Origin of the sequence: Slackia exigua ATCC 700122 (assembly GCF_000162875.1) — a bacterium.
Lineage (GTDB): Bacteria > Actinomycetota > Coriobacteriia > Coriobacteriales > Eggerthellaceae > Slackia > Slackia exigua.
In genome coordinates, this window is sequence record NZ_GG700630.1 from 1,144,509 (window position 1) to 1,169,379 (window position 24,871).

25 protein-coding genes are annotated in these 24,871 nt (G+C 62.7%); 4 read left to right on the plus strand and 21 right to left on the minus strand.

The window, feature by feature from the left end:
- Window positions 1-4: 4 nt before the first annotated feature.
- The 3 genes from HMPREF0762_RS04925 to HMPREF0762_RS04935 all read right to left on the minus strand — a co-directional run bounded on the left by HMPREF0762_RS04925 (window position 5) and on the right by HMPREF0762_RS04935 (window position 2,187).
- A complete protein-coding gene (locus tag HMPREF0762_RS04925; protein ID WP_115314221.1) occupies window positions 5-757 on the minus strand; it encodes an energy-coupling factor transporter transmembrane component T in 753 nt (250 codons plus the stop codon).
- On the minus strand, window positions 754-1,350 hold the full coding sequence (locus HMPREF0762_RS04930; RefSeq protein WP_006362390.1) for an MptD family putative ECF transporter S component: 597 nt from the start codon (window positions 1,348-1,350) through the stop codon (window positions 754-756). The genes HMPREF0762_RS04925 and HMPREF0762_RS04930 overlap by 4 nt, the downstream gene beginning before the upstream one ends.
- A gap of 234 nt (window positions 1,351-1,584) precedes the next feature.
- Entirely contained in the window at window positions 1,585-2,187 is a 603-nt protein-coding gene (locus HMPREF0762_RS04935; RefSeq protein ID WP_006362391.1) for a TetR/AcrR family transcriptional regulator, read from the minus strand.
- Window positions 2,188-2,497: 310 nt separating this feature from the next.
- Here HMPREF0762_RS04935 and HMPREF0762_RS04945 point away from each other — a divergent pair, with 310 nt between their 5' ends.
- Window positions 2,498-3,073, plus strand: a complete 576-nt coding sequence (locus HMPREF0762_RS04945) for a Fic family protein (protein ID WP_245935506.1) — start codon at window positions 2,498-2,500, stop codon at window positions 3,071-3,073.
- Between the two features lie 120 nt (window positions 3,074-3,193).
- On the opposite strand, the gene HMPREF0762_RS04950 is transcribed toward HMPREF0762_RS04945, so the two are convergent.
- From HMPREF0762_RS04950 to HMPREF0762_RS04985, 8 genes are all read right to left on the minus strand, one after another.
- Window positions 3,194-3,907, minus strand: a complete 714-nt coding sequence (locus HMPREF0762_RS04950; protein ID WP_006362394.1) for a LytR/AlgR family response regulator transcription factor — start codon at window positions 3,905-3,907, stop codon at window positions 3,194-3,196.
- Between the two features lie 180 nt (window positions 3,908-4,087).
- Window positions 4,088-5,377, minus strand: coding sequence for a histidine kinase (locus tag HMPREF0762_RS04955; protein WP_006362395.1), 1,290 nt, complete (start codon window positions 5,375-5,377; stop codon window positions 4,088-4,090).
- A 10-nt stretch (window positions 5,378-5,387) separates the two neighbouring features.
- A complete protein-coding gene (locus HMPREF0762_RS04960) occupies window positions 5,388-6,281 on the minus strand; it encodes a sulfite exporter TauE/SafE family protein (RefSeq protein WP_006362396.1) in 894 nt (297 codons plus the stop codon).
- A gap of 7 nt (window positions 6,282-6,288) precedes the next feature.
- Window positions 6,289-7,674: a hypothetical protein gene (locus HMPREF0762_RS04965; protein WP_040619290.1), complete on the minus strand. Its 1,386-nt coding sequence runs from the start codon at window positions 7,672-7,674 to the stop codon at window positions 6,289-6,291.
- Window positions 7,675-7,802: 128 nt separating this feature from the next.
- Window positions 7,803-8,384: a hypothetical protein gene (locus HMPREF0762_RS04970; protein WP_009077099.1), complete on the minus strand. Its 582-nt coding sequence runs from the start codon at window positions 8,382-8,384 to the stop codon at window positions 7,803-7,805.
- A gap of 120 nt (window positions 8,385-8,504) precedes the next feature.
- Window positions 8,505-9,377 carry a phosphoribosylaminoimidazolesuccinocarboxamide synthase gene (locus HMPREF0762_RS04975; RefSeq protein WP_006362399.1) on the minus strand — a complete coding sequence of 291 codons (873 nt, stop codon included), beginning with the start codon at window positions 9,375-9,377 and terminating at the stop codon, window positions 8,505-8,507.
- Window positions 9,374-10,960: a sensor histidine kinase gene (locus HMPREF0762_RS04980; RefSeq protein ID WP_006362400.1), complete on the minus strand. Its 1,587-nt coding sequence runs from the start codon at window positions 10,958-10,960 to the stop codon at window positions 9,374-9,376. Before HMPREF0762_RS04980 ends, HMPREF0762_RS04975 begins: the two co-directional genes overlap by 4 nt.
- A 33-nt stretch (window positions 10,961-10,993) precedes the next feature.
- Window positions 10,994-11,713: a response regulator transcription factor gene (locus tag HMPREF0762_RS04985; RefSeq protein ID WP_006362401.1), complete on the minus strand. Its 720-nt coding sequence runs from the start codon at window positions 11,711-11,713 to the stop codon at window positions 10,994-10,996.
- 188 nt (window positions 11,714-11,901) lie between these two features.
- Between HMPREF0762_RS04985 and HMPREF0762_RS04990 the strand changes: the two genes are divergently transcribed.
- The gene (locus HMPREF0762_RS04990) at window positions 11,902-13,203 is read left to right on the plus strand and encodes a hypothetical protein (protein WP_245935507.1); all 1,302 of its coding nucleotides are present in this window, start codon (window positions 11,902-11,904) and stop codon (window positions 13,201-13,203) included.
- A 141-nt stretch (window positions 13,204-13,344) separates the two neighbouring features.
- Here the strand turns inward: HMPREF0762_RS04990 and purB are convergent, their stop codons facing one another.
- From purB to HMPREF0762_RS05035, 9 genes are all read right to left on the minus strand, one after another.
- A complete protein-coding gene (purB, locus tag HMPREF0762_RS04995; protein ID WP_040619051.1) occupies window positions 13,345-14,688 on the minus strand; it encodes an adenylosuccinate lyase in 1,344 nt (447 codons plus the stop codon).
- A gap of 92 nt (window positions 14,689-14,780) precedes the next feature.
- On the minus strand, window positions 14,781-15,461 hold the full coding sequence (locus HMPREF0762_RS05000) for a potassium channel family protein (RefSeq protein ID WP_006362406.1): 681 nt from the start codon (window positions 15,459-15,461) through the stop codon (window positions 14,781-14,783).
- 8 nt (window positions 15,462-15,469) lie between these two features.
- Window positions 15,470-16,129, minus strand: coding sequence for a potassium channel family protein (locus tag HMPREF0762_RS05005; protein WP_006362407.1), 660 nt, complete (start codon window positions 16,127-16,129; stop codon window positions 15,470-15,472).
- Window positions 16,130-16,175: 46 nt separating this feature from the next.
- Window positions 16,176-16,916 carry an RlpA-like double-psi beta-barrel domain-containing protein gene (locus HMPREF0762_RS05010; protein WP_006362408.1) on the minus strand — a complete coding sequence of 247 codons (741 nt, stop codon included), beginning with the start codon at window positions 16,914-16,916 and terminating at the stop codon, window positions 16,176-16,178.
- 161 nt (window positions 16,917-17,077) lie between these two features.
- Window positions 17,078-17,842, minus strand: coding sequence for a PspC domain-containing protein (locus HMPREF0762_RS05015; RefSeq protein WP_006362409.1), 765 nt, complete (start codon window positions 17,840-17,842; stop codon window positions 17,078-17,080).
- A 38-nt stretch (window positions 17,843-17,880) separates the two neighbouring features.
- Window positions 17,881-19,224, minus strand: coding sequence for a hemolysin family protein (locus HMPREF0762_RS05020; protein WP_006362410.1), 1,344 nt, complete (start codon window positions 19,222-19,224; stop codon window positions 17,881-17,883).
- 51 nt (window positions 19,225-19,275) lie between these two features.
- The gene (gene trhA / locus HMPREF0762_RS05025) at window positions 19,276-19,950 is read right to left on the minus strand and encodes a PAQR family membrane homeostasis protein TrhA (protein WP_040619052.1); all 675 of its coding nucleotides are present in this window, start codon (window positions 19,948-19,950) and stop codon (window positions 19,276-19,278) included.
- A gap of 23 nt (window positions 19,951-19,973) precedes the next feature.
- Window positions 19,974-21,845: a PH domain-containing protein gene (locus tag HMPREF0762_RS05030; protein WP_006362412.1), complete on the minus strand. Its 1,872-nt coding sequence runs from the start codon at window positions 21,843-21,845 to the stop codon at window positions 19,974-19,976.
- On the minus strand, window positions 21,842-22,327 hold the full coding sequence (locus tag HMPREF0762_RS05035) for a PH domain-containing protein (protein WP_006362413.1): 486 nt from the start codon (window positions 22,325-22,327) through the stop codon (window positions 21,842-21,844). Before HMPREF0762_RS05035 ends, HMPREF0762_RS05030 begins: the two co-directional genes overlap by 4 nt.
- A 118-nt stretch (window positions 22,328-22,445) precedes the next feature.
- On the opposite strand from HMPREF0762_RS05035, the gene HMPREF0762_RS05040 reads away from it, so the two are divergent.
- Together HMPREF0762_RS05040 and HMPREF0762_RS05045 are read left to right on the plus strand one after the other, a co-directional pair.
- On the plus strand, window positions 22,446-23,963 hold the full coding sequence (locus HMPREF0762_RS05040) for a Mur ligase family protein (protein WP_006362414.1): 1,518 nt from the start codon (window positions 22,446-22,448) through the stop codon (window positions 23,961-23,963).
- Between the two features lie 13 nt (window positions 23,964-23,976).
- The gene (locus HMPREF0762_RS05045) at window positions 23,977-24,258 is read left to right on the plus strand and encodes a hypothetical protein (protein ID WP_006362415.1); all 282 of its coding nucleotides are present in this window, start codon (window positions 23,977-23,979) and stop codon (window positions 24,256-24,258) included.
- 132 nt (window positions 24,259-24,390) lie between these two features.
- Here HMPREF0762_RS05045 and HMPREF0762_RS05050 read toward each other — a convergent pair whose 3' ends face one another.
- Window positions 24,391-24,834 carry a GatB/YqeY domain-containing protein gene (locus HMPREF0762_RS05050; RefSeq protein WP_040619054.1) on the minus strand — a complete coding sequence of 148 codons (444 nt, stop codon included), beginning with the start codon at window positions 24,832-24,834 and terminating at the stop codon, window positions 24,391-24,393.
- Between the last annotated feature and the right edge of the window lie 37 nt (window positions 24,835-24,871).

The window sequence follows — 24,871 nt, forward strand, 5'->3', positions numbered from 1 at the left end:
GGACTCAAAACCCCTTTCCGGCAAGGGCGAATGCCGTCACGACCAGCACGCCTGCGGCCACGAGCGCAAGGACGATCCGGTCCTGGGCATGAAAGCCTATCTCGGACAGGCTGGTGTGCGGTCCCGGATCGTCCAGGCCACGACACAGGGCCGCGGCCGCAAGCTCGTCGCTTATCGTCGCCACCGAGGCGAAGAGCGGCATGTAGAGGCAAACCAATGTACGGATGGGATGAACGATCCAGGCGGACGGCCCCGTCCCGATACCCCTCATCTTCATGGCCGACCGTATCGCACGCCACTCCTCGCCGATCGTCGGAAAGCAACGGAATATCACCGATGTCGTGACGATAGCGTTCCGCGGCACCTTGCTCTTCCACAGCGCTGCTGAAAACTCGCCGACACCGGTCGTCTCCATGACCCAATACGCAACGAGGACGCACGGCAGGACTTTGCGAACCGCCACCGCTAGAAACTGCGCAAGGGACAGCGCCAAGCTCTGGCCCACTACGGGTCCTATCACATGTTGCAAGGCCACGAGCAGGGCGAATGCCACGCAGGAACGAAGCGAGACGCCGGCCATGCCGCCGACGGCCACGAGCAAGGCGCATATGAGAAAGACCGCGCATTCGTACGGCAGCGATCGACCGAGGAACACGGCTATATCGAGCAGCACGAGCAGGGCCAGCTTCGTTCGCGGGTCGAACCTGAGCCCTTGATGCTCGCGCCGCTCGCCGTACATCCTGTCAAGAACGCTCACAGGATTCCGGCGCTCTCGAGCCTGCCCGCCAGCAGCTTGCGCGCGATCAGCGACCCTGCCAGCGAGAAGCCGACGATGGCGAGCATCATCGCAAGAAACACCCAATCGGGAGTAAGCGCATAGAGGGTATCGCAGAAATCGGCGCTCATGCCACGCTCGAACGTATCCTGGAAGAAGTAGTCGCGCATGAACCAGATGGGCACGAAGCCGCCAAGCAGGTTCCACGAAAAGACGGCATGGCTTGCAGCGTTCCATTTGAAGCTCTTGTATTGCCCCTTGCGGGCGATGAGCACGGCCGCGATGCCGACGGGAACCGAGACGAGGGGTGCGATGGGGATGTGGCCCGAGGCGATGAGGATGAGGCTCGGCAGGATGGCGGCGATGAAGATGGACATGCCCGAAGGCGACTTGGAGAGCATCGTATGGTAGACGGGCGCCGCGACCAGCGCGACGAGCTCCGGCATGAGCAGGAACAGGATCGGAACCGGCATGCATGCGACGCCGATGATGACGTAGACCGCCAGGTAGAGGGCAATGAACACGCCGGCCGATATAGCTCCCCTCGATGAGCTGCGCTTCTTCTGAGAATCCATGTCGATTTCCTTTCTTTAGGCTGTCAATTGGAACGTTGCAGTCGGTTGATCTGTAGAATCCGCCCTCGCTGCACCGCATATATGCGTCGCTCGTAAGCTCCTTCCTGCCATCCAGAACGAATTCGTTCCGATTTCCCGTTAAACGCGCCGGCGGGAGCATCCTCTCGAATGCTCCCGCCGTGGAATGATCAGTCTCTCTCGCCGCTCGCGACGTCTGTTTTCTGCTCGCTTACATCAATGAAACAGCTCCTGCGCTATCCCGAAGGCCTCTTCGGGGGAATACTGCCCGCACTCCGGCGCGAAGCGCCCGTTGTACATGACGCCCCAAAGCCCATAGAGCACGAACAGCGCACACGCTTCGGCGCTATCCTCGTTCACGCCGAGACGGTTCTTTATCTTTTCGGTTCGCACGCCTTCGAGCATGAGTTTGGCGTAAGAGCCTGCCATGCGATCGAGCATTTGGACCATGTCCCAAAGCTTGTACGAGGCATCGGGAACCGATTCCCCCGGTTCAGGGTTGAATGACCTGACATATTCGTCGACATCGTCCTCGACAAGGCTGCGCAGCGCGGAGATTCTCTCGTCGAACGACCGTTCGTCATCCTCCATGACCTCGCACTTGCGGCTCATGCGTTCGGAGATGAAATCTTCCATGACGGCGACGTAGATATCCTGCTTCGACTTGAAGTAGTAGTAGAACATGCCCGGAGCGCCCCCGACGGCATCCAAGATGTCGCGGACCGACGTGTTCTCATAACCCTTCTCCGCGAAGAGATGCGCGGCCGCGTCCACAAGCTCCTTGCGCCGTTCGGCCGGTTTCTTGCTGTTCCTCTTCACGTGCGACCCTTCCGATTCTTCGCTCGATGCAGATAGCTTTGCATTAAAGTACAGAACGAACGTCGGTCTAAGATTACCCTAGACTAACTAGTGCTGTCAACGACGGCGCATGCTGCATGGATGCAAGATCGGACGAACGCCTGATTACCGCCATTGGCGGTATAATAATGGCGGTAAAGAAAGGACAGGCCATGCCATACGAACCGCCATTCGAACGCAATGACGCAATAGATACGCTCTGCATGGAGATCGCGGAGCTCGTAGGCATGATCTCCCCGACGCGGGCCGTTTCCGCAGCGGCAATGTCGGCGTGTTCGACGGCGATGCTCTTATCCACGCAGGCACTCCTGCGGCCTACGTTCCCGAAGTGATGGCCGATATCTTCGGCTGGCTGGAAAAGACGAGCATGCATCCCCTGGTCGCATCCTGCATCTTCCATTTCGAGTTCGAATTCTGCCACCCCTTCTCCGACGGAAATGGAAGAACAGGAAGGCTATGGCACACGCTGCTTCTATCGAAATGGAGACCTGCGCTTGCATGGCTTCCCATAGAAAGCACGATCAGGCAGCGACAGGCGGGCTATTACGAGGCTTTGGCGAAATCCGACGCCATCGGATCGAGCGAACGATTCGTCGAGTTCATGCTGGATGTGATCAGGAATTCGATCCTGCCGTTCTCCAAGCCTGCAAACGAGAAAGAGCTGACGCGAGCAAGGGCGCTCGACTTCTTCAGAGAGCGCGGAGATGGAAGCATTTCCCGGCTCGCAGAACACCTCGGATGCTCGAAGCGAAGCGCCGAACGCATAGTCGCGGGATTGAAAGAAGAAGGCTCCCTGGCAAGGCGGGGAAGCGCCAGGTCCGGAATTTGGATCGTCCACGAGAATTGACGACTCGTTCCGCCAGATCATGCATCACTCGCCGGCAGAGGGCAGCCCGAAATCCGCTCTAGGTAGCGGTTTGCGCATTCTTGCATGACGGTCTGGTAGAGATCGCTCTTGGATGAGAAGCTACAGCCCAAGAACCTTCTTCAACGCGGAGACGCGGCGGCGGGAGACGGGAATCTTCTCTTCGGTGCCGTTGAGCGTCAAAAGGAGCGTGCCGCCTTGCACGGGCTCGACTTCCTCGACCATATCGAGATTGACCAGGTAGCCGCGATGCACCCGGAAGAACCCATGGCCCTCGAGGCGCTTCTCGAGCTGCGCGAGGGAGACCGTGGAGAAATACCGGTCGGCGTCGGTCTGCAGGTAGGCGTAGTCGTCGCGCGCCATGACGAAGCGGATGGTATCGATCGGGATGAGGATCTTCTTGCCGCCTTTTTCGACCGGAATGCGCTCGGCCTGGCTCGCCTTCACGTGCAGCGTGACGTATTCCGTCGCGCGCTTGACAGCTTGGCGCAGACGATCGGTCTCGACGGGTTTGACCAGATAATCCACAGCATTGACCTTGAATCCCTCGAGCGCGTGCTCGCCGTAGGCGGTCACGAACACGACCGCGGGCGGGTTTTTCAGGCGCTGCAGGGCCTCGGCGAACTGCAGGCCGGTCACGCCAGGCATGCTCACGTCGAGGAAAAGCACGTCGACGGGGTGGGATTGCATCTTCTCGATGGCTTCGCGCACGCCGGCGGCTTCCGCCACGACTTCGACATCGCCGATCTCATCGAGTAAAAAGCGCAGCTCCGAACGCGCTGGCGCCTCATCGTCTACGATTATGGTCTTCAGCAACGTCGACTCCTGACTCGTTTGAATCCAAGGGGATATGCGGCTTCATGATAGCGCACATTCTAAACGTCTCAAAGTTCGCTCAGCCGTCGTCGAAGCCAATCTGCCCGATATTCACGCAAACTCACACGCTTCGAAGAAAATCGCGTCCCATAGGCGCGTACAATCAACGCTCGAAGGCCGCTATCCGTCGTTCAGCATGCCTTTGAGCACAAGGCGGACGACCGTTCCTTCGCCGATGCGCGATGAGACTTCCATGTACGATTCGGTCCCGAAAAAGACGCGCAGGCGCTCCGTGATGTTCTTCATGGCGATGCCCGTGCCCCGGCTTTCCGGCGACTGCTCGAGCTTGCGCGACTGCTCGGGCTCCATGCCCACGCCGTCGTCGGACACCGAGATGATCGCGTCATCGCCGTCGCTTTCCGCCCGCACGACGATATGCAGCATCCCTTGATCGGGCATCGCGTGCTTCACGGCGTTCTCCACGAGCGGCTGGATGAGGAATGCGGGCACCAGGAAGTCTTCCAGGCCCGGCTCGACTTCGACCTGGAGGTTCAGACGATCCCCTCCGAATCGGGCGAGCTCGAATGCGAAGTAGCGCTGGGTCTGGTCCATCTCGCGGTCGAGCTCGATCATGTCCTGCGCATCTTCGAGCGTACGGCGATAGAACACGGCGAATTCGCGCAGAAGCACGCGGGCGCGGTCGGGATCGGTGCGCGTAAGCGAGGCGATGGTATTGATGGTGTTGAACAAGAAGTGAGGATTGATCTGCGATTGGAGCGCACGGAGCTCCATCGCGGTCGCAAGCTTCACCTGCTGATCCAGCTCCACGGCCGCGATCTGCGTGGACAGAAGCTCTCCGAGGCCTTCGGCCAGCGCGAGCTGCGTCTCGTTGATGTTGCGGGCGCGGCGGAAATAGAGCTTGAGGGTGCCGACGATCGCCTCGCCGCGGCGCAGCGGCACGATGATGCCGGCGCGAAGGTTCTTGACGGAACTCGGGAATCCGATGGCCTCGGGCGTCGAAAGCACCCGCGTCTTACCGTCCTTGAGCGTGGCATGCGTCGCCTTGGTCCTGATGGGGCTGCCGCCTGGATTGGAAATCTCCTGGTCGCCCGAATATCCCAGGATGTGCTCGCGATCGGTGATGGCGACGGCACGCGCGCTGGTGGCGGGCAAAAGCAACCGGCAGATCCTTTGGGCCGATTCTATGGTCACGCCGTTCTGCAGGCACTCGAGCGTCTGGGACGCGATGCGCAGGATGGTGTCCGACTGCTGCGCGCGGATAGTGTCGGGGTTCGAGCGCATATACACGAGAATGAGCAGGCATAGCGTGAACGAAGTGCCCGCGATGGGAGTGAACGACCCGACCTGCGCGGGACTGTAGATCGAATAGACCAGCGTTCCGCCTGAAAGCAGGAGCGTCGCAAGCAGCACGACGTCGAGCACGCGCTCGTAGGTATCCTTCTGAGGCATGCGAAAACCCCTAACCGACGACTTCGTTCAACACCAGTATGACGGCAACGACGAGCAAGAACGATGCGAAAAGCAGGCGAAGGGCGCTTTCCGGGATGCGTTTGACGAGGCTTGCGCCCAGAATGGACCCTGGCATGGACCCGACGGCGATCGCAAGGCCGACGGACACATGCACGTTGCCGAGGAGCGCCTGTTCGATGACGCCCGGAACGGCCAGGATGCACACGGCGACGAGCGACGTGCCCGACGCCTCGCGCATGGAGATGCCGAGCACGGATATGAACAGCGGCACCATGATGAAGCCGCCTCCGACGCCGACGTATCCGCCCATGAAGCCCGCGATCAGGCCGATCGCGATCATGGCCGCCACGGTGCGCGTCGTCATGGCGACATGCGCGGCCTCTATCGACGAACATGCGCCTTCTGGGTCCTTCACGCCTCCTGCGCATGCGCCAACCGCTTTCGATGCCGTCGCGTCCGCACCCGCGCCGGCCGCCTTCGATGGAGATACGGCCGCAGCTGCACGCTCCGCCCTTACGGCAGCGATGCCCCGACGCAGCATGGTGATGGAGGAATACCCGATGACGAGGGACGTGCCTCCCATGACGGCCCAGTTCGGGGAATGCGTGGCCGCGAGCACGCCGAGAGGCGATGCGCAGGCGCCCGCACATCCGCAGATCAGACCGATACGAGGAATGCACGTCCCGTTTCGCAGGTGCTTCGACAGACCGGCGAGCGACGTCGGGATGATGGAGAACAGGGACGTCGCCGTGGCGGCGAGGGGGTCCAGCCCGAAAGCCAATCTGAACAGCGGCACCATGACCGTGCCGCCGCCGATGCCGAGCATGCCCGACAAGATGCCGATCGCAACCCCGACGATCGCGGCCGCCACGAACGACAGCATGGCGCGCCTACTCGTCTTCCGGCAGGTTCAAGCGAATCTCGCTTGTCAGCCCCGGATCGACGCTCGTGGACGAAAGGTGCGGACGTTCAAGGCTTTCGCCGTCGTCGCGCGGCTCGTCGTAACGCGGATGCGCGAGGTCGCGTGCGCTTCCTTCCCGATGCGCATCGTCTTCGCACGCAGCCGCGTCGGCGCCACGCCGCCACGATGCGGTCTCCGATTGGGAGGCGAACATGCGCTGCACGTAGGCGTCGTTTTCCATGCGCGCGATGAGCGCAGGCCATCGGTATTGGAATCCGAAGTACTTCATGCAGTTCTCTTCGGCATACCGCGATGCCATCGGAACCGATCGCGCCGCCCGACGATATCCGCTCGAATCAGGACGCGCGATGGATCGCAGCCATGCGGTGCGCTTCGCGCGCTTCGTGATGCCGGGCTCGAGGAACGAACCCGGATACGGCATGAGCGATGCAGGCTTGATCTGCATGAGGTCGATCTGGGTGCGTGCGTATTCCACCTTGCGGTATTCGTAGAGCCAGCGATAGATGTCCTGGCGGAACCGCAGTCCCTCTTCGTTCGAGGGCGTCGATTCCCGGGTCAGGCTCCATGTGTTGTCGAACCACATATCGCTGCCGTACATGCGCAGGCTCAGCATGTAGTCGAGGTCTTCGCCGCGCGGGATCCACGGGTCGAAGGCCACGCGTTTGAACGCCTCTTTATGAACGGCCATGCAGCCGCCGCAGACATGGTTCGACCGCGTGAGGCGAGGCCCCGCCATGACCTGGGTGATCCAGGCATCGAAGGCGTTGCCTTGATCCCAAAACGCGTTATACCAGCGACGGGAGGCCGACGAGCGATAGCTTCCCTCTTCGTTCAGGTAGAAGCCCGACTTCGCGAGAATGGGCACGCGGCGGCGCGTGAGCTTGCCGAGACCGTACATGGCGCGTTCGAGGAATTCCTCGCCGCCGGCGGTCTCGTTGTCGTCCATGAAGACGACGGCATCATGCCCGAGCGCATGCGCCAGCACGAACCCGAGGTTGCGGATCGCCGAATAGCCCGAAAGCCCGACTTCATGGGCGGCATCGATGCCGAGCTGCTCCATGCGGCGGCGCAGCGCGGCGAGCTCGGGAGCGCCCACGAGGACGATATCGAGCTCGGGAAATCCTTCGAGGATATGCGCGACCTTGCCGTACGCCTGGTTCTCCACGGCGCCCTCGGCGACCACGAGCACGGCCACCCGTCCGAGCGAGCGCACGGTGCGCAGCGAGGAGAGGCAGCGCGCAAGGCTTCCCTGTTTGGTGAGCGGCGTCATGCGATCGTACGTCGCGATGACCGTGCTCATCTCCTTGACGCGTCGGGCCGATATATATGTCGGAATAACGACCAGCGGATTCACGAACACGGCTCCTTATCTACTACACGCGGAAAACCCGCAGGCATGCCGCAGGAATCCTCTTGCCGAGGAAAACGCCGCGACCATCCGCGACCTTCCCTCGCATCATGGCGGCGAGGCAAGCGTCCGCGTTACTTCTCGGACGCCTTCGCGTCGGCAGCGGCATCCGGCTTGTCGGCTTCCGTCGCACGGCGGCGGGCGAACAGCGGTTTCCTATCCTGCTTGGCTTGCGCCTCGGCAGCCTGGGCAGCCGCGATGGCGGCGTCCGGCTTCTTGCCGTGCTTGCGGACCATGTCCGCCTGGTATGCGCGGCGCAGCTTGCGGATCTTGCCCAGATCGAGCCAGACGGCAGCGATGATGCACGCATATGCGGGAATGATGAACGCCCAGGAAAGCTGCGCGTTGTCGAACTTGGCCGTCAGGAGTCCGCCGACGGCGGTGGCGATCAGGCCGACGCTGATGAGCGCGATCCAGATACGGCGCAGGCGCTTGTATTCCCTCGTAGGAGGATTGTAATAGAGACGCTCGAGCTCGGCCTGGCGCTGACGCTCGGCCTTGCGGTTCTCGCGGTTCTGCTTCGGCGTCTTCTTCGTCGACTTGACATGAACGCTCGAGGCGGCCTTGGTCTTAGGCTTCAAAGAGGCGGCGGATTTCTTCGTCTGCCCCTTGATCTCGGACTGGGACCTCTCGTTCATGGGATTGCGCTGCGTCACGATCGTTTTCCTTCGCTCTTGGCGTTCGTAAGGCGGAAAGCCGTCTGCCTATAATAGCGGATATCCGCCCCGAAAGGCGGATATCGCATGCAACCGCTATTTCTCGAACGCGTCGGCGCCCTACCGCTCGAACGCGCGGCCCGTCAGCTTCTCGTAGGCCTGAATGTACTTCTCGGACGTCTTCTCGATGATGTCCTGGGGAAGATGCGGAGGCTCGCCCGTACGGTCCCAGTTGGCGTTCAGCCAGTTGCGCACGAACTGCTTGTCGAAGCTCGGCTGCTCGCGCCCGACCTCGTAGTCGTCGACGGACCAGAAGCGCGAACTGTCGGGCGTCAGGACCTCGTCGCCCAGGACGACCGTGCCATCGACGGTACCGAACTCGAACTTCGTGTCGGCGATGATGATGCCGCATGCGCGGGCATGGTCGGCGGCGGTCTCGTACACCTTCAGCGAAAGGTCGCGCAGGGTCTGGGCCGCCTCTTCGCCGACGATGCCGACCGTGCGATCGTAGCTGATGTTCTCGTCATGATCGCCGATCTCGGCCTTGGTTGAAGGCGTGTAGAGCGTCGTCGGGAGCTTGGCGGAATTCTCCAGGCCGCCCGCAAGCTCGATGCCGCAGACCGTGCCGGTCTTCAGATAATCCTTGAATCCGCTGCCCGTCAGATATCCGCGCACGATGCACTCGATCGGGAACATCTGCGCCTTCTTGACCAGCATGAAACGGCCGCGCAGGTATTCCGACCAGGGCTTGAATTCCTCGGGCAGGTCGGCGACGTCGGATGAGACGAGATGGTTTTCCACCACGCCGTCCAACAGCTCGAACCAAAAGCAGCTCAACTGCGTGAGGACCTGGCCTTTGTAGGGGATTTCGTCTTTCAGGACGTAATCGAACGCGGAAATGCGGTCGGTCGCCACGAGCAGAAGCCTGTCTCCCAGGTCATACAGGTCGCGCACCTTGCCCTGTGCGGTCGGCGCCATGGTAATGGGATTCATCCGATCAGTCCTTCCCTTTCGACCGAGGAGCGGGACGCGCCTTTCAGCGTCTCGGCCCCGATGGATTCCTTCTCGCGCATCGATTTGATGCGTTCGTAATCATAGAGCGGGATATGCAGGGTGAAGCACGCGCCCTCGCCCTTCGCGCCCTGAACGTCCACCCAGCCATGATGGCGATCGACGATTTCCTTGACCACCGACAGGCCGATGCCGAGCCCGCCGCTGGCGCGCTCGCGGCTGCTGTCGGCGCGCCAGAAACGCCCGAAGACCATCGTGCACTCCTCGGGCGTGAGGCCGACGCCGGTATCCTGCACGGCGATCATGGCCTCGTCGTCGCTCTTCTTCACGCTGACCGTGATGGTGCCGGGTGCAGGCGTGTAGCGCACGGCATTGGAGATGAGGTTCGCAGTCGCCTGGCGGATGAGGTCGCGATCGGCATAGACGACCACGTCGTCTTCGGCTTCATAGACCAGCTGCAGCCCGGCTTCGCTGATATAGGCCTCGTGCGACATCGCCAGCAGGCGGATCATCTCGCCGACATTGACGACCTCTTCGTTCAGGGGCGTCGTGCGGTTCTCCAGACGGGAAAGCTTCAGCAAGGCATCGACCATGCGCGAGAGGCGTTGGACCTCGGCATCGATCGTGCCGAGGCGTTCGGCATCGGGCTCGAACACGCCGTCGACGATCGCCTCGACGGTAGATTGGATCGCCATGAGCGGCGTGCGCAGCTCATGGGCGACATCGGTGGTCAGGCGGCGTTCGAGCTCGCGATCCTTCTCCACGCTCGCCGCCATGGCATCGAACGTCTTGCCGAGTTCGGCGATCTCGTCATCGCCCTCGAGATTGGTGCGTGCGGAAAGATCGCCTTCCTTGATGGCGGCCGCGGTTTCCGTCATGCGGCTGATCGGGTGCACCAAGCTGCGCGCGAAAAGGAAGCCGAGAAGCGAAGCGAGCACGATGGACAGCACCGCGGCGAAGGCCATCGCCTGGTAGCTTCGGTTGCGGAATTCCTGGTCCGTTTTGGATAGAAGCACGTCGGAGCCGTATACCCACATGTTGACGCGACCTATGGCGGTGCCGTTGACCATGATGTCGGCGTGGGCCATCGTCGCATCCGAGCCGGGCGCCAAGGATTGGGTCTTGTTCGGCGCCAATGCGTCGCTGCCCGTCATCACGACCGTGGAATCGTACACGATCGTATTGTTGATGCCGACGACCTGGATGCCCATCGTCTGATTGAGCGTATGAGCGGCGGAAGCGGGCGAAACGTCGGACATCGTGAGCGGGGGATAGGTGCCCTTCCCCGTCGTGTTCACGATATCGAGCGCATGCCCGTTCGACTTCTCGTATTTGTCGGCGATGGCCGACGCAGTGCGGTCGGCCAATGCCTGGATGTTCTCGTGCGTATAGTTCTGGAAATGCTGCTCCCACACGAATGAGAGCACGCCCATCGCGACGATGGCCGTCAGCCCGGCGATCAGCGCGAACGTCACCGTGACGCGCGCGGTGTACGAATGCCCGAAGACCCATGCCTTGATGGCCGCGATCGGGCCGCGTATGCGGGTATTGATGCGATCGACCACGATGGATTGACGAAGGAGCCGGCGCAGCCGGGATTACTGCTGCGAAGGCTGCTTGGTCGGATCCTCGAAACGGTATCCGACGCCGTGAACCGTGTGCAGCCACTTCGGATTGCGCGGATTGTCGCCGATCTTGGCGCGAAGGTTCTTCACGTGGCTGTCGATCGTGCGCTCATAGCCTTCGAAGTCGTAGCCCAAGACCTTCTCGACCAGCTCCATGCGCGAATACACGCGGCCAGGATAGCGGGAAAGGGTGGTCAGGAGCTTGAATTCGCTGGCCGTGAGGTCGACTTCCTTGTCGTTGACGAGGACCTTGTGGCCCGAGACGTCGATCGTGAGCTCGCCGAACTCGAGAACCTCGCGCTGAGGCTCGCTGTCCGCATGGACGCGGCGAAGCAGCGCCCGGACGCGGGCGACCAGCTCGCGCGGCGAGAACGGCTTGACCAGATAGTCGTCGGCGCCCAGCTCGAGACCGATGATGCGGTCTTCGACCTCGCCTTTGGCGGTCAGCATGATGATGGGCACGTCGGAATTGTCGCGGATGACGCGGCAGACGCGCTCGCCCGGGACGCGGGGAAGCATGAGGTCGAGCACGACCAGATCGAAGTGATGCTTGCCGAATTCATCGAGGGCGTCCTGGCCGTCGCCGACGGCGGTGACCCAATAGTTCTCGCGCTCGAGATAGGCGGCCACGGCATCGCGAATGGCCTTTTCATCCTCAACAAGTAGAATTCGACGCGTATCGGTGGTGTTCATGATCCGGTGCTCCTCAGGTCGTACGGTACGTCAAGGCGCAAGGCCTCAAGATACGGTTTGACGTTATTGTAGCGATTTTTGACCCGTCCATCTGCAGCGCTTTTGGAAAAATGACATAATGAGCGGCCATGTCTCAGCAACCCAGACATCCACGACCGCGCACGCGTTCGAACGCGACCGCGCGACGCATGCGTTCCGACTCGCGACGGACGCGATCCTCGTCGAGAACCGCCGGGGCGCGTCGTCATGCCCGGCCTCGCTCGCATGCGGCGAAACGCCCGTCCATCGCCGTTTCGAGGCGGCAGCTCATCGCCGGCGCGGCCGGTATCGCGGGCATCGCGCTCGCCTCGTCGGGCATCGCGCATCTCACCTCTAAGAAAGAAGAAGCCGCGGAAGATTCCTCCGCCCTCTCCGTCGCCCCCGACAGCGTCTTCACCCTATCCGATTGCACGGAAGCCGACGCATCCGATTGCATGCGCCTCGTATCCGAATTCAAGCTTCCCTACCACACGCTCGTGTGGGCCTGCAATGACTCCTATGCAAGCTGCCTCGTTCCGACCTCGGGTTCCGCGCCCATCACGAAGGCGGGCATCCTCGACCTTGACAGCGGAAGCCTCGCGACGGTGCTCGACGGGCCCATCTCCTCGGAAAACGGCTACGACATCTACGACGTGCGCTGCAGCTCCCGAGGCATCATCTGGACCGAGGCAAACGCCTTCACCGGAGAATGGCGCGTCTACCACGCAACCCATTCGGGCGAATCCATCGGCGATCCGATGCTTGCCGACCACGGCACGACCGACTACGAGATCCCCACGCTCGCCGTCTCCGAGGCGCGCGCGTTCTGGCAGGTGCTGCCGTCGGCCGGCACGAAAGGCGTCGAATCGCTGCTCAAGTCATCGACGTACGGCACGAAGGGGACCGATATCGCCTACCGGTCGAACGGGCGCATGGCCACGCCCCCGTATTCCTGCGACGAGGGCGTGGTGATCACGCCGCGCACGAAGGGATCGGCGGTCGCCTACCAGATCACGCTCGTCGACGGAACGTCCATGGACCAGCGCGATGCGCTCGTCCTGCCCGCGTCCATGTCTCCGCTCGAGGCGGGCTACGCGAGCGATCGCTTCGCCTTTTCCTTCGACGCCATCTACAACGTGAAAAGCGGCATCGCGAACCTCGGCACCTATGCGCCGGTCAAGTCGGGGGCGCCTCAGCCAGGCGATGAGTGGTTCCGCTTCAGTCGCAATCCGTCCGCGCCGCCGGCATGGGCCGGTCAATGGCTCGTCGTGAAATCGACCAAATCCGTCTCGGGCGTCGATCCAGTCAATCGCCTGGTATTCGCGCTCGATTGCCCCGACCGCAGCGACGACTTCGGCGACTACCTCGCCTCCACGGGCACGCGCGGGATCGTCGCGACCTATGCGCACGTAAGCCGTTCGGATACCGACGAATACACCCTGCTGCGCACCTGGCGGCCCCTGCAGGCATAGGAAGGCCGTTCCTTTCGATGCGTCCACCGTCCATCCAGGCCCTTTATCGGCCTCAAGCGACGAAAAGGCCCTGGGATCGGGGCCTTTCCTGCAATCGAAGCGTAGAACGGACGCGTGCCGCGTCGGGCGCGATGCCGACGTCTAAAACGTGAGCGACTCGAGCTTCTTGAAGACGACGTCCTTGTGCGCGAGGAACGCCCAGGGATCGAAGATCTCGTCCAGCTTCTCGGGCGCAAGGTTCGCCTCGGGATCGGCCTCGAGACGTTCGCGATACGTCGGGCCGACGACGGCGTTCTGGATATCGCTCCAGACCGCCATCGCGTTGCGCTGGACGATCGCATAGGCCGCCTCGCGCGTGATGCCCGTATCGACGAGCGCCAGCAGCACCTTCGACGAGAAGATGAGCCCGCGCGTGCGATCGAGGTTGAGCTTCATCTTCTCCGGATAGACCTGCAGACCCTCGAGAATGAACTGCATCTTCGCGAACATATAGTCGAGCGCGATGAAGCTGTCGGCCAGGGCGACGCGCTCGGCGCCCGAGTGCGAGATGTCGCGTTCATACCACAGCGCCACGTCGTCGAAGCCCACCTGCGCATTCGCCTTCACGATGCGCGAAAGCCCGCAGACGCGTTCGACCGTGATGGGGTTGCGCTTATGAGGCATGGCCGAAGACCCCTTCTGACCGGGCCTGAACGGTTCTTCCGCTTCGATCACGTCGGTCTGCTGCATAAGGCGCACCTGCATCGCGATGCTTTCGAGCGTGGACGCGACCACGGCGAGCGTGGATGCGACCTGCGCATGACGGTCGCGGGCGAGGACCTGCGTGGAGAGCGGGTCGGGAACGAGGCCCATATGCTCGCACACGTAGGCCTCCACGAAAGGATCGATGCTCGAATAGGTGCCCACGGCGCCCGAGATAGCGCCGATCGCGGCGACTTCACGCGCCTGCTCGAGCCGGGTAAGCGAGCGTTTGAGCGCCCAGGCCCAGCTGCCGAACTTCATGCCGAAGGTCATCGGCTCGGCATGGATGCCGTGCGTGCGTCCGACGCAGAGTGCGTCCGCAAGCTCGAACGCGCGGTCCTTCGCCACGCGGCCGAGCTTGCGCGCATCTTCGATGATGATGTCGAGCGCCTGCGTGATCTGGTACGAAAGCGCGGTGTCGCCCAGGTCGGACGACGTCATGCCGTAATGGACCCAGCGGCTCGGCTTCTCGGCGCCCTCGGGCATATCGGCATCGATGTATTCTCCCATGCAGGTCAGAAACGCGATGACGTCATGGTTGGTGACGGCTTCGATCTCGTCGATGCGATCGACGCGGAAATCGGCGTGCGCACGGATCCATGCCGCCTCGTCCTTCGTGATGCCGCACTGCCCGAGCTCGGCCTGGGCCTCGCATGCCAGGATCTCGATTTCCTTCCAGACGGCGAACTTGTTCTCGGGCTCCCAGATGCTTCCCATTGCCGGCCTGGTATAGCGAGGAATCATATCGGTTTCCTTCCTGGCCGCACGGCGGCCGTTCCTTGGGTCAGGCCCGACAGGCGGGCTCGAGGGTTGACGCGAGACGCATGCCGGCCCGATCAGAGGCTGGCGAACAGCGCGCGAGCGGCCTCGATGGAGTCGCGTTCCGCGAGGATGACCGCCTTGTCCCCCGGGCGAAGCACGGTTTCGGACGTGACGATCTCGGCATTGCTGTATTCCTTGCGATCGATGGCGACCAGGGCGCTGCCGCGAGGCATCTTGATGCGCGCGGCGAGCAGGCCGCGCTTCGGGTCGAAGCGACGCGGGTTCCTCGGGATGGCCGCCTCGATCAGCACGACGTCGCCGCGGGAGAGCGCGGATACGACGCCGACGGAGCCCATCATGGCCTCTTCCTCGATCATGTTCGCGATGAGCATCGTGGACGATACGCTTTCGATGCCCACCTCGCGGAACACGCGGCGGTTCTTGGGATTGTTGACGCGGGCGATGCAGCGCGGCACCTTGAAGATCTGGGTCGCAAGCTCGCACGACACGAGGTTCGCATCGTCGTGGCCGGTCACGGCCGCAAGCACGTCCGCCTTGCGCACGCCGGCGTCTTCCAGATAGTCGGAATCGCAGCCGTCCCCGCAGATGATCAGGTAGTCGCCGGTGAGATTCATGCTCAGGCGGTCGGCGGTGCGGCGGTCCTGCTCGATGACGGCAACCTGATGGCCCTGCCCGAGAAGGACGCTGGCGAGGTATTCGCCGACCTTGCCTCCGCCCATGATGACGATATACACGCCGCCCCCTATTCCCGAATAAAACGTTGGAATCGTTTAAGCAGGTCATGGCGCACACAAGCGATGATCGTATCGCCATGGTAGAGCACGCTCGTCGGCGAAGGGATCGAATTCGCGCTGCCGTCGGAGCGTTCGAAGCATACGATGCGCACGCCGTGGCTCTTTTCGAGCTCGCTGACGCGAATGGCCCTCTGCTCGGCCCATTCCAGATTGAGGGAGAAACGCAGAATCTCGTACTGGCCGAACGTATCGAGGTGGGAACCATGGCCCGACATGATCTTCGAGAAGACCTCCTCGGCGATGAGCGACGTGCCGCAAACGTAATCGATGCCGAGCTGCCCGTAGGCGCGTTCCCTGTTCGTATTGTACAGGCGGGCGATGGCATGTTCGACGCCGAAGATGCGGCGAGCGACCTCGACCACCATAAGATTCGTGTTGTCGTTGCTGGTCACGGCCGCAACGACATCGCAATCCTCGATACCGGCGCGCACGAGCACGCCTTCGTCAAAGCCGAGACCTTGAAGCGTGGCTCCGTTGAAGTTGCGTCCGAGCGCGGAGAACGCATCGGCCTTCGTGTCGATGACGCACACGTTGCGCCCGTTCGACGACAGCATCGTTGCGAGCGACGAGCCGACGCGCCCGCATCCCACGACGATGACGTTGGCCATTGGACCTCTTTCCCTCTACATGGAAGATGCGCCTTGAAAGCGCATCTTACAGGAATTTGTAGTAGACGGTGCGAACGCCCCAGTCGCCGACGCTCCGTGCTCCGAGCGCCTTCCATGTTCCGGGCGCGAGGTCCAGGTCGCGCCCGTACGGGGCGAAGCCGCCGGTGTCGGTGACCGTCGCGACGACCACCTTGTCCCCGCACATGACGGCGACCGCCTGGCCGAGACGCCAGGACTGGGACTCGGGAACGGCGACGGTGATGCCGCCGTCATCGAGCTTGCGACCGGATGCGGTGGCGGTGGTGTTGAAGTTGCCTTCGCCATCGTCGTTGTCGACGATGCTGTACGCGGATGCGCTGCCGGTCGACCAGCCGTCCGAAACATCGGGAAGGACATGGGGCGCCGTGGGCAGCGGGGTCATCGTGCCGACCTCTTCGGCAGCTGCGACGGTATGGGCGTTGGATTCATCGATGGCGGCGAGGACGACGACGGGATCGGGATCCTTCACCGAGATGCTGCGGGCGGCGGAAGCGCCCTTGCGGGCAGACGACGCGTCCGTCGTGCCCGACAGGCGGCTCGACGGATTCGAACCCGAAATATCGGACGCGGTGCTCTGGCGGTCACCGATGCCGATGGTGGAAAGATCGACTTTGAGCGATGCCGACGCAGGCTGCCAGACGCCCGACGCGACGATCACGGCGACGACGGTGACGGCCGCGGCCTTCACGAAAAAGAAGAAGAGCTTCGCGTTCGAACGAGCGCCCGTATGTATCGGCGTTGCTGCCAAGCCCCCTCCTTCGCATCGACTCGAAAGGCTGTGAATAGGTAACCGCGACATTCTAGCGTAGAAGGGCTGTCAATAACAAATCACAAGGTCAGATATGTATTTTTAGTAAGAATGGCATGGAGGGCGACGAAGGCGGATGCACCGGACGAGACGCCGCGCCGCTAACCCTTGGCCTCCATCAGGGGCGCTGCCGTAATCTCGTACTCGGACCCGGGAAGAACCCGGAACGCCAGCGCGTCCACGTCGCCCGGGATGCCGAAGACCGTCGCGGCAAGAATCGCTGCGACAAGAACGAAGAGCCCGCTCGCGAAGATCATCAGATTGCTTCTCCGCACATGCCCGTAGACGGAGCAGCCGACGGACACGGCAAGGAGCGGCCAGAGATCGCCGGCAGCCTCGGGAACGGTCGTCCACGACAGCAGATCGATGGAGCAGAAGAGCAGCAGCAGCCCGATGCCGACGAACGCGATGCCGCATGCCATAAGATCGGCGTGGAACCGGCGACGGACGGGAAACACCATCATCATGATGCCGAACGAGAACGGGATGATGGGCCAGAACTGCCACCAGTGAGAATCGACGAGAACGATATCGAGCGCGCCGGCGAAGCCGATGCAGGCGACGAAGGCGGTCGACCAGATCACCAGGCAGGCTTTGCGCGTCAGTATCGGGGACATGCTCGGGTCGGGCGCGCCTTCCGCACGCACCGTGATGGGATCGCCGTCCTCCCGCATGGGGATGACGGCCCACAGAACCAGATAGGCGAATGCCGCGGCGCCGAAGCTCGCAAGGAGCGCAAGGAGCGCAAGTATGCGCACGACGAGGGCATCGACGTCGAAATAATCGGCAAGGCCTGCGCAGATGCCGGCTATGGCGACGTCGTCGCGGGACCGCCTGATATTGAAATCCCCGATCGACCTCTCCATGGCGGCCCGCCTCCTTTCGACCCTGCCCGGAGGCGCGCTCACGCCTCGTGCGCCTCGCGCGTCGCCCCGTCTTCCGCCTCAGGTTCAGACGCCGATTCTTCAAGACGCCTGACCAGCACTTTCGCGATACGACGGCGACGCATCTGCTGGACTCTGAAGACATAGCCCTCGAACACGAGCTCGTTGCCGACCTGAGGAACGCGGTCGAACGTGTCCATCAGCCAGCCGGCAATGGTCTCATACGCATCGCTCACCTCGACAGGCCAACCGAGATCGGCGGCATCGTCGCAGGTGAACGCTCCGTCGGCGAGCCATTCGTCCGGAGCCGTCTGTATGATATGGCGGTTCTCGAGGTCGGTCTCGTCGATGATGTCGCCGACGATTTCCTCCACGATGTCTTCGATGGTAATTAAACCAGCGGTGCCGCCGTATTCGTCTACGACCATGACCATCTGTTGACGATTCGTTTGCATCTCGTTGAGCAGGGGCATGAGGTCCTTGCTCTCGGGAACGTAGCTGATGGGGGCTAAACAGGAGGACACGGGATCGTTCTCGCGATCCTCGAGCAGCGGGCCGATGAGATCCTTGTAGCGCACCATGCCGACGACGTTGTCGTGATCTCCTGAAAACACCGGCAGGCGGGAATACCCGGTTTTCCGCATGAGCTCGATAGCATGCAGGACCGTGTCCGCCGCCTCGATGACCACCATATCGACGCGCGGAGTCATGGCCTCCTCCGCCGTCGTATCGCCGAGGTCGAGCACCTCGTGGATCATGCGCTTCTCTTCGTCATCGAGCTCGTCGTTGTCGGCCACGATGTAGCGGATCTCCTCCTCGGAGACGTCCTGGCGATCCGCAGCGCTCTTGATGCCCATCGCGCGCGCGACCACGTCGGACGAAGCCGCCGTCAGACGCACGAGAGGCGAGGCGATGGTCGAAAACGCCGTCAGGGGGCCGGCCACGGCGCCTGCCATCTTCTCCGCATCGGCGAGAGCGAGGCGCTTAGGCACCAGTTCGCCGAAGACGATGCTCGCATAGGAGACGATGAGCGTGATCAGGATAGGAGCCGCCACCTGGGAAGCCGCCGTAAGCCAGTCGATGCCGAACGAGGAGAGCCATGAGGAGAGCGGGGCCGATAGGTTCGTCGCCGCCGTCGCGGAGGCGAAGAATCCGACGAGCGTGATGGCGACCTGGATGGCCGCGAGGAACCGATCGGGATCCTCGGAGAGCGCAAGCGCCTTCTGCGCGCGTCGGGAGCCTTCCTCGGCTTCTTTCTGCAAAACGACGCGCTTGGCGCTGACGAGCGCCATCTCCGAGCCCGAGAAGAACCCGTTGACGACGATGAGGACGAGCGTGACTAGGATGGATATGCCTACGTCCATGGAAGTTGCGTCACAACCTTCTTACAAGATGCGCCTACCCGGCGCTACCGGTCACAGGAGAAAGAGCTCGACGGCGAAGAAATGGCAGATGGTCCCGACAAGCACGAAGACATGGAAGACCGTGTGCATGTACGGGATCTTCTTCAGGATGTAGAACCCTGCTCCGATCGAATACAGGATGCCGCCAATGAGCAGCAAGAAAAAGCCCGGACGCGGCAAAGATGCGTAAAGCACGGGCAAAAACCATACGACACACCATCCGAGCAGCAGATACAGAAGAGCGGAGGCCCACCGCGGACGAAAGACCCAGAACGCTTCGACCGCCATGCCGACGAGCGCGGCCGCCCAGACGACGCAGAACAGGACGAACCCTCCGTGGTCCGCGAGGGCGATCAGGCAGAAAGGCGTGTACGATCCGGCGATGAGCAAGTAGATGGCGCAGTGGTCCATGACCTTGAAGACGCGCTTGGCGCCTTCGTGCGCGAGCGCATGGTACAGCGTCGAGGCGAGGTATTCGAGCAGCATGGATACGCCGAAGACGATCGCGGATGCGAGATGCGCCCCTCCGCCGTGCGACACGGCGGTCACGATCATGACGGGGATGGCGGCGATGGCGAGCAGCGCGCCGATGCCGTGCGTGATCGCGTTGGCGATTTCCTCGCCCAGGCGGTACTCACGCACCGAACGCGGCGCGCGGACGGATGTTCTGTCGCATTCGCTTCCCATGTCGGGATTCTAGCACAGGGCCGTTAACCGCGCGGACGCGCCCATTCCAGCCAGGCGTTCGCATCCGAAAGCGAGAGATCCCAGAGCGTCGTCGTCTTGCCGTCGATGCCGGCGGCCGTGCGCACCGATGCGCAGCGAACCTTCGAGGCGCGCTGGAAAGGATTCGCGGAAAGCGTGGCAAACTGGATCTTCTGACGAGGGACGACGGATGTGCGCCGCGAGAACCCGCCGTTCACGAGCGTCATGAAGCGGCGGTCGTATCCGATGCCCGAGCCCTTGAACCAGAGCACGGCGCGCGCGATGGAGAGGACGACGTCGATCAGGCAGAAGGCGAGCAGGACCCCTATGATGCCGCGCGCGATGGAAATCAGGACGACGAGAGCCTGGTCGGAAGCAACCAGCGGATCCAAGGCGAACGAAACCGCAAGCAAAACGCCCATGGCGATCGCCGCGTAGGCCCCGAAGTTCCGCCAGACGGCGATCCTCATGATGCCGCGGCGCAGAGCCGCGGGGGCCGGTCTGACAGCAAGATCGGGATAGGAAGCGAATTCGGGAAGAATGCCCTCGAGCAGGGACGGCACGCGCGAAAGCTTGATGAACGGATGCAGGATCGTTCCGTGCGCCGCCTGGCCGGCCTGCTTCTGCGAGGGATCGAGCGTGTCGATCTTCTCGACCCTGATCTCGCAGTACCCGATCAAACGACGGAAAAACGACTGATCGATGACGATTGATTGCACGCGATCGACGTCGATGCCGTGAAACGCGCGGCTGACAAGACCCGATTCGATTTCGATGCGAGACCCCCGGCGACGCAGGCGGAAGCTGCCGTACGTGAGCATGGATCCGAGAGCCGAGAAGACGAGCAGGATGAACAGGACGAGCAGCGCAATCGCGATCGCCCCGACAAGGCCGTTCGCGGAAAAGGAGGCCATATCGCCTGCCTGCAGGGAGAGCGCGGGGTCGAGAGAAGATCCCGCCATCTCCTCGAAATACGCACGGAGCCGATCGTTCACGACCGAGGGAAGGTATCCCAGGGCACCGAAGAGCGCCGCAAGAACGACGCCGACGGACGACCCGATTCCCGTCAGCCCCGCAAGCAGCAGCTCGACATTGGAAAGGCCGGTTTCATACGAGACAGGACCCGTCTCCACGGCTTCCCCGCCATCGAGACCGCGAAACCGGTCGGACGCGGCGGCGACGCCTCCGAGAAGGTTGGCCTCGGCTCCGGGCTGCGCGCTGCCGGCGACGGAGATGCCGCCGGATGGAGCCGAAGGGGCGGAAGCGCGCGTTGAAGACGCGACGTCGACGGGCGTTCCGTCGACGCGAACCGGACGGGCCTGAGACGGATCGACGCCGTACTGGATGCATGCCCACTGCGACGGATAGACGACGCCGTCCACGGTGGCGCTTCCCCAGGCATCGAGCGATCCGCCGTCGAGCAGGACCTTCTTGCGACGGAACAGCTCGCCGCGCAGGGCCTCGACTTCGGAGACGCGCATGCATTGCAGAACGATGGCCTCGTTGGACGAGCCGCCCGCGGTTTCGATGCGCACGTCGCAGACGCCCACGACGCGCTGCAGCGGGCGCGCGGACTGATTGACCGACTGGATGCGCTGGTAGGGCACATGGGTCTTGCGCTTGAAGACGACGCCCCACGACTTGCGGAATTCGGTTTCCGACAGCTCGTATGACAGGCGGGTCCATCCCAAGACGCGCAGACCGAGCACGAGCACGGCGATCAGGGCCATAAGAGGAACGATAAGGACCAGCGTCAGAACCTGGACCAATCCGGGCAGCGAGGCGACTATGAGGGACAGGATGATCGGCAGGCTGCCGAGCCAGACATATGAAGAATGGACGCGATGCGCACCCGGCTTCAGGGTCTCGGGAATCATACGTCCTCCTGAGCGAGGCGGGCCTGCTCGGCGATGCGGTCGCGCAGAGCGTCCGCCGCATCGAAGGCTAGGCCCGGAATGACGTGCGATCCGGCCGCCGTGGCCACGGTCACGCTCGCCAATCCGAGGATCCTCAGAATCGGGCCCTGCACCGTGTCGGTGTTCTGAACGCGCACGAACGGAATGACGGTACGGGTGCGCCAGACGACCCCTTGCACGATATCCAGATCGTTCTCGGCAACCTCGTATCGCCAGAATCGATACTTGAGCATGGGATACGCTACGGCGTACACGATGACGGCGACAACGGCGAGCGCGATGAGCGTCGGCAGGACCCACGAAGGCGGCACGATGCCGTTGAAAGAGACGGCCGCATATGCGCCCATGATGACGGCGACGGCGACAAGCGCCTTGAGCGCGCCGGATGCCATCCAGACGATCCTCATGCGACCGTCAAGCAATTGGGAAGGGAGTGCCCTCATCCTTCGCTCCTTCGAAATGGGGGTTGGCTCGATGATTTCCCATCAATATATCAGACGTTCCGAAGCCCTCCATGGGCTATGCTTGAGACTTAAGCCAAATCGCAAAAGAAGGAACGCCATGACATCCTGCCTTCCGCCTGAAACGACCCTCTCATCCCTCGCCGACGCGATCGCCGCGCAGGGCGTGAAGATCCGGCTCGTCGGACCGGATCGGCCGGTTCGCGGGATGTCCATAGACTCGCGGGCCGTGGGCCCGGAAGCGCTGTTCGCCTGCAAGGGCGCCGCGTTCAAGCCCGCCTACCTGGAAGATGCGCTGAACGCAGGAGCGGCGGCGTACCTCTGCGACGAATCCTCGGAGCCTGATCTGAGCGCGCATGCCGAAGGCGTTTCCCACCTCGTCACCGACGACATCCGACCGGCCATGGCCTACGCCGCGCGCGCGGCGTACGGGCGTCCCGATAAGCGCATCGATATCATGGGCATCACGGGCACGAAAGGCAAATCCACCACGTCGTTCCTGCTGAAGTCGATCTTCGCGGCGGCGGGCATGCGGCCTTCCATCATCGGATCGATCGAAACCGACGACGGGATCGACGCGTTCGAAAGCCATAACACGACGCCCGAGGCCGTCGATTTGTGGCGCCACGTCTTCAATACTGCCGAATCCGGCAGGAAGCACCTGGTCATGGAAGTCTCGAGCCATGCCCTTAAATACGACCGCACGCTCGGCCTCATGCTGGACGTCGCGTGCTTCCTGAATATCGGACGCGACCACATCTCCCCGAGCGAGCATCCCTCGTTCGAGGACTATTTCGCGTCGAAGCTGCGCATCTTCGACCAATGCCGCACCGCCGTCGTGAACCTCGATTCCGACCTCGTCGACGAGGTGCTCGAACATGCACGACGCGCCGAGCGCCTGCTGACCTTCGGCGTCGATCGGCCGGAAGCCGACTACAGCGCCAGAGACGTACGGCCGTGCCGAGACGGCATCGCATTCGATCTGGCCTGCGAAGGGGGGGCACGCCCTATGACATTGGGCATGGCCGGCCTCTTCAATGCGGAAAACGCCTTGGCCGCCATCGCGATGGCGCGCATCGCGGGCATCGGCTTCGAAGACATCGCCTCAGGCCTCGCGCATGTCCGCGTACCCGGCCGCATGGAGGTCGTGCGGTCTGCCGCAGGCAGCACCATCGCGCTCGTGGACTATGCCCACAACGAGCTTTCCTATAAGACGTTCTTCACATCGGTCAGGAAAGAGCACCTTGCGGCGAAGGTCGTGGCGGTGTTCGGCGCGCCGGGCGACAAGGCGTTCGAACGTCGCGAGGTTCTGCCCCGCGTGGCCGCGCAGTTCGCCGACTACCTGATCTACACCGAGGAGGACCCTGCGCACGAAGATCCGCGCGCTATCGCCGAGGAGCTGGCGGCGAACACGCCGGCGGATACGCCGTGCGAAATCATCGTCGACCGCGAGCAGGCCATCATCCGCGCGTTCGAGGTGGCGGGTGAAAACGATGCCGTGGTCTGCCTGCTTGCGAAGGGCGACGAGACCCGCCAGCATAGGGGAGACTCGTTTCCCGAAGTCAAATCGGATCTGCATATCGCACGCGAATGCCTCGGCGTCGCGCAGGACGCCTAGGGAGGATCCGACGATGGCCGTCTACATCGCTCACTACCGCTCTCCGCAGAACGAGAACCCCACGTCAGGATCGTTCGAATTCGAAAGCGAGCACCGCGCGGGATCGAAGCAGAACCTGCGCGATGCGCGCATGCATATGCTCGTTGCCTACGGCAATGAAGCCGTGACCTGGAATATCGATGACGTGCAGGTCAAGCGGGCCAAGAGCGATGTGCTCGACAACCAGATCGAGATCGATTTTCGCGAACCGGTGAAGCATCGCAAGACCCGCACCGTGAATCGGGGCAGACTCTAGCGCACCGCAGCCCGATGCAGCGTGCGACTGACGGATAGGCCGAAAGTCATGCGGTTCGACCGCGGTCGGCATCGGAGTGCGAAACGAATGTCCCGGTCGCCTCGACATCCCGAGAAAGAACCGCAGAACGGCTTATGCCAGCTTCCCGCCGACGATCTTGGCGGCAGCGGCCTTGTCGAAGTTCCCGCCGGTCGCCTTCGTGAGGGCGCCCATGACCTTGCCCATGTCGCGTTTCGTGGTCGCGCCGAGCTCGGCTATGGTCGCGTCGACGAGCTCGCAGAGCGCGTCTCCTGAAAGCTGTTCGGGAAGCAGATCTTCGAGAATGGCGACCTGGATGCGAAGCGTCTCAGTGCGCTCTTCGTTCGTGCCGGCCTTAACGGACCCTTCGAGCGTCTCTTTCGTCTGCTTGATCAGGCGCTTCGTCATGGCGTCGACATCGGCCTCGGTCGCTTCGCGCCGCTCGTCGACCTCGATGTTCTTGATCTCGCCATGAAGCTGGCGCAGGATGGAGAGCCGCACTTTGTCGTGGGCCTTCATGGCGTCCTTGATCATGTCTTTCAGCTCATCGTAGCGCATGGCGGCTCCTATCTCCGGTTTCGTTGCCCCTCCACTA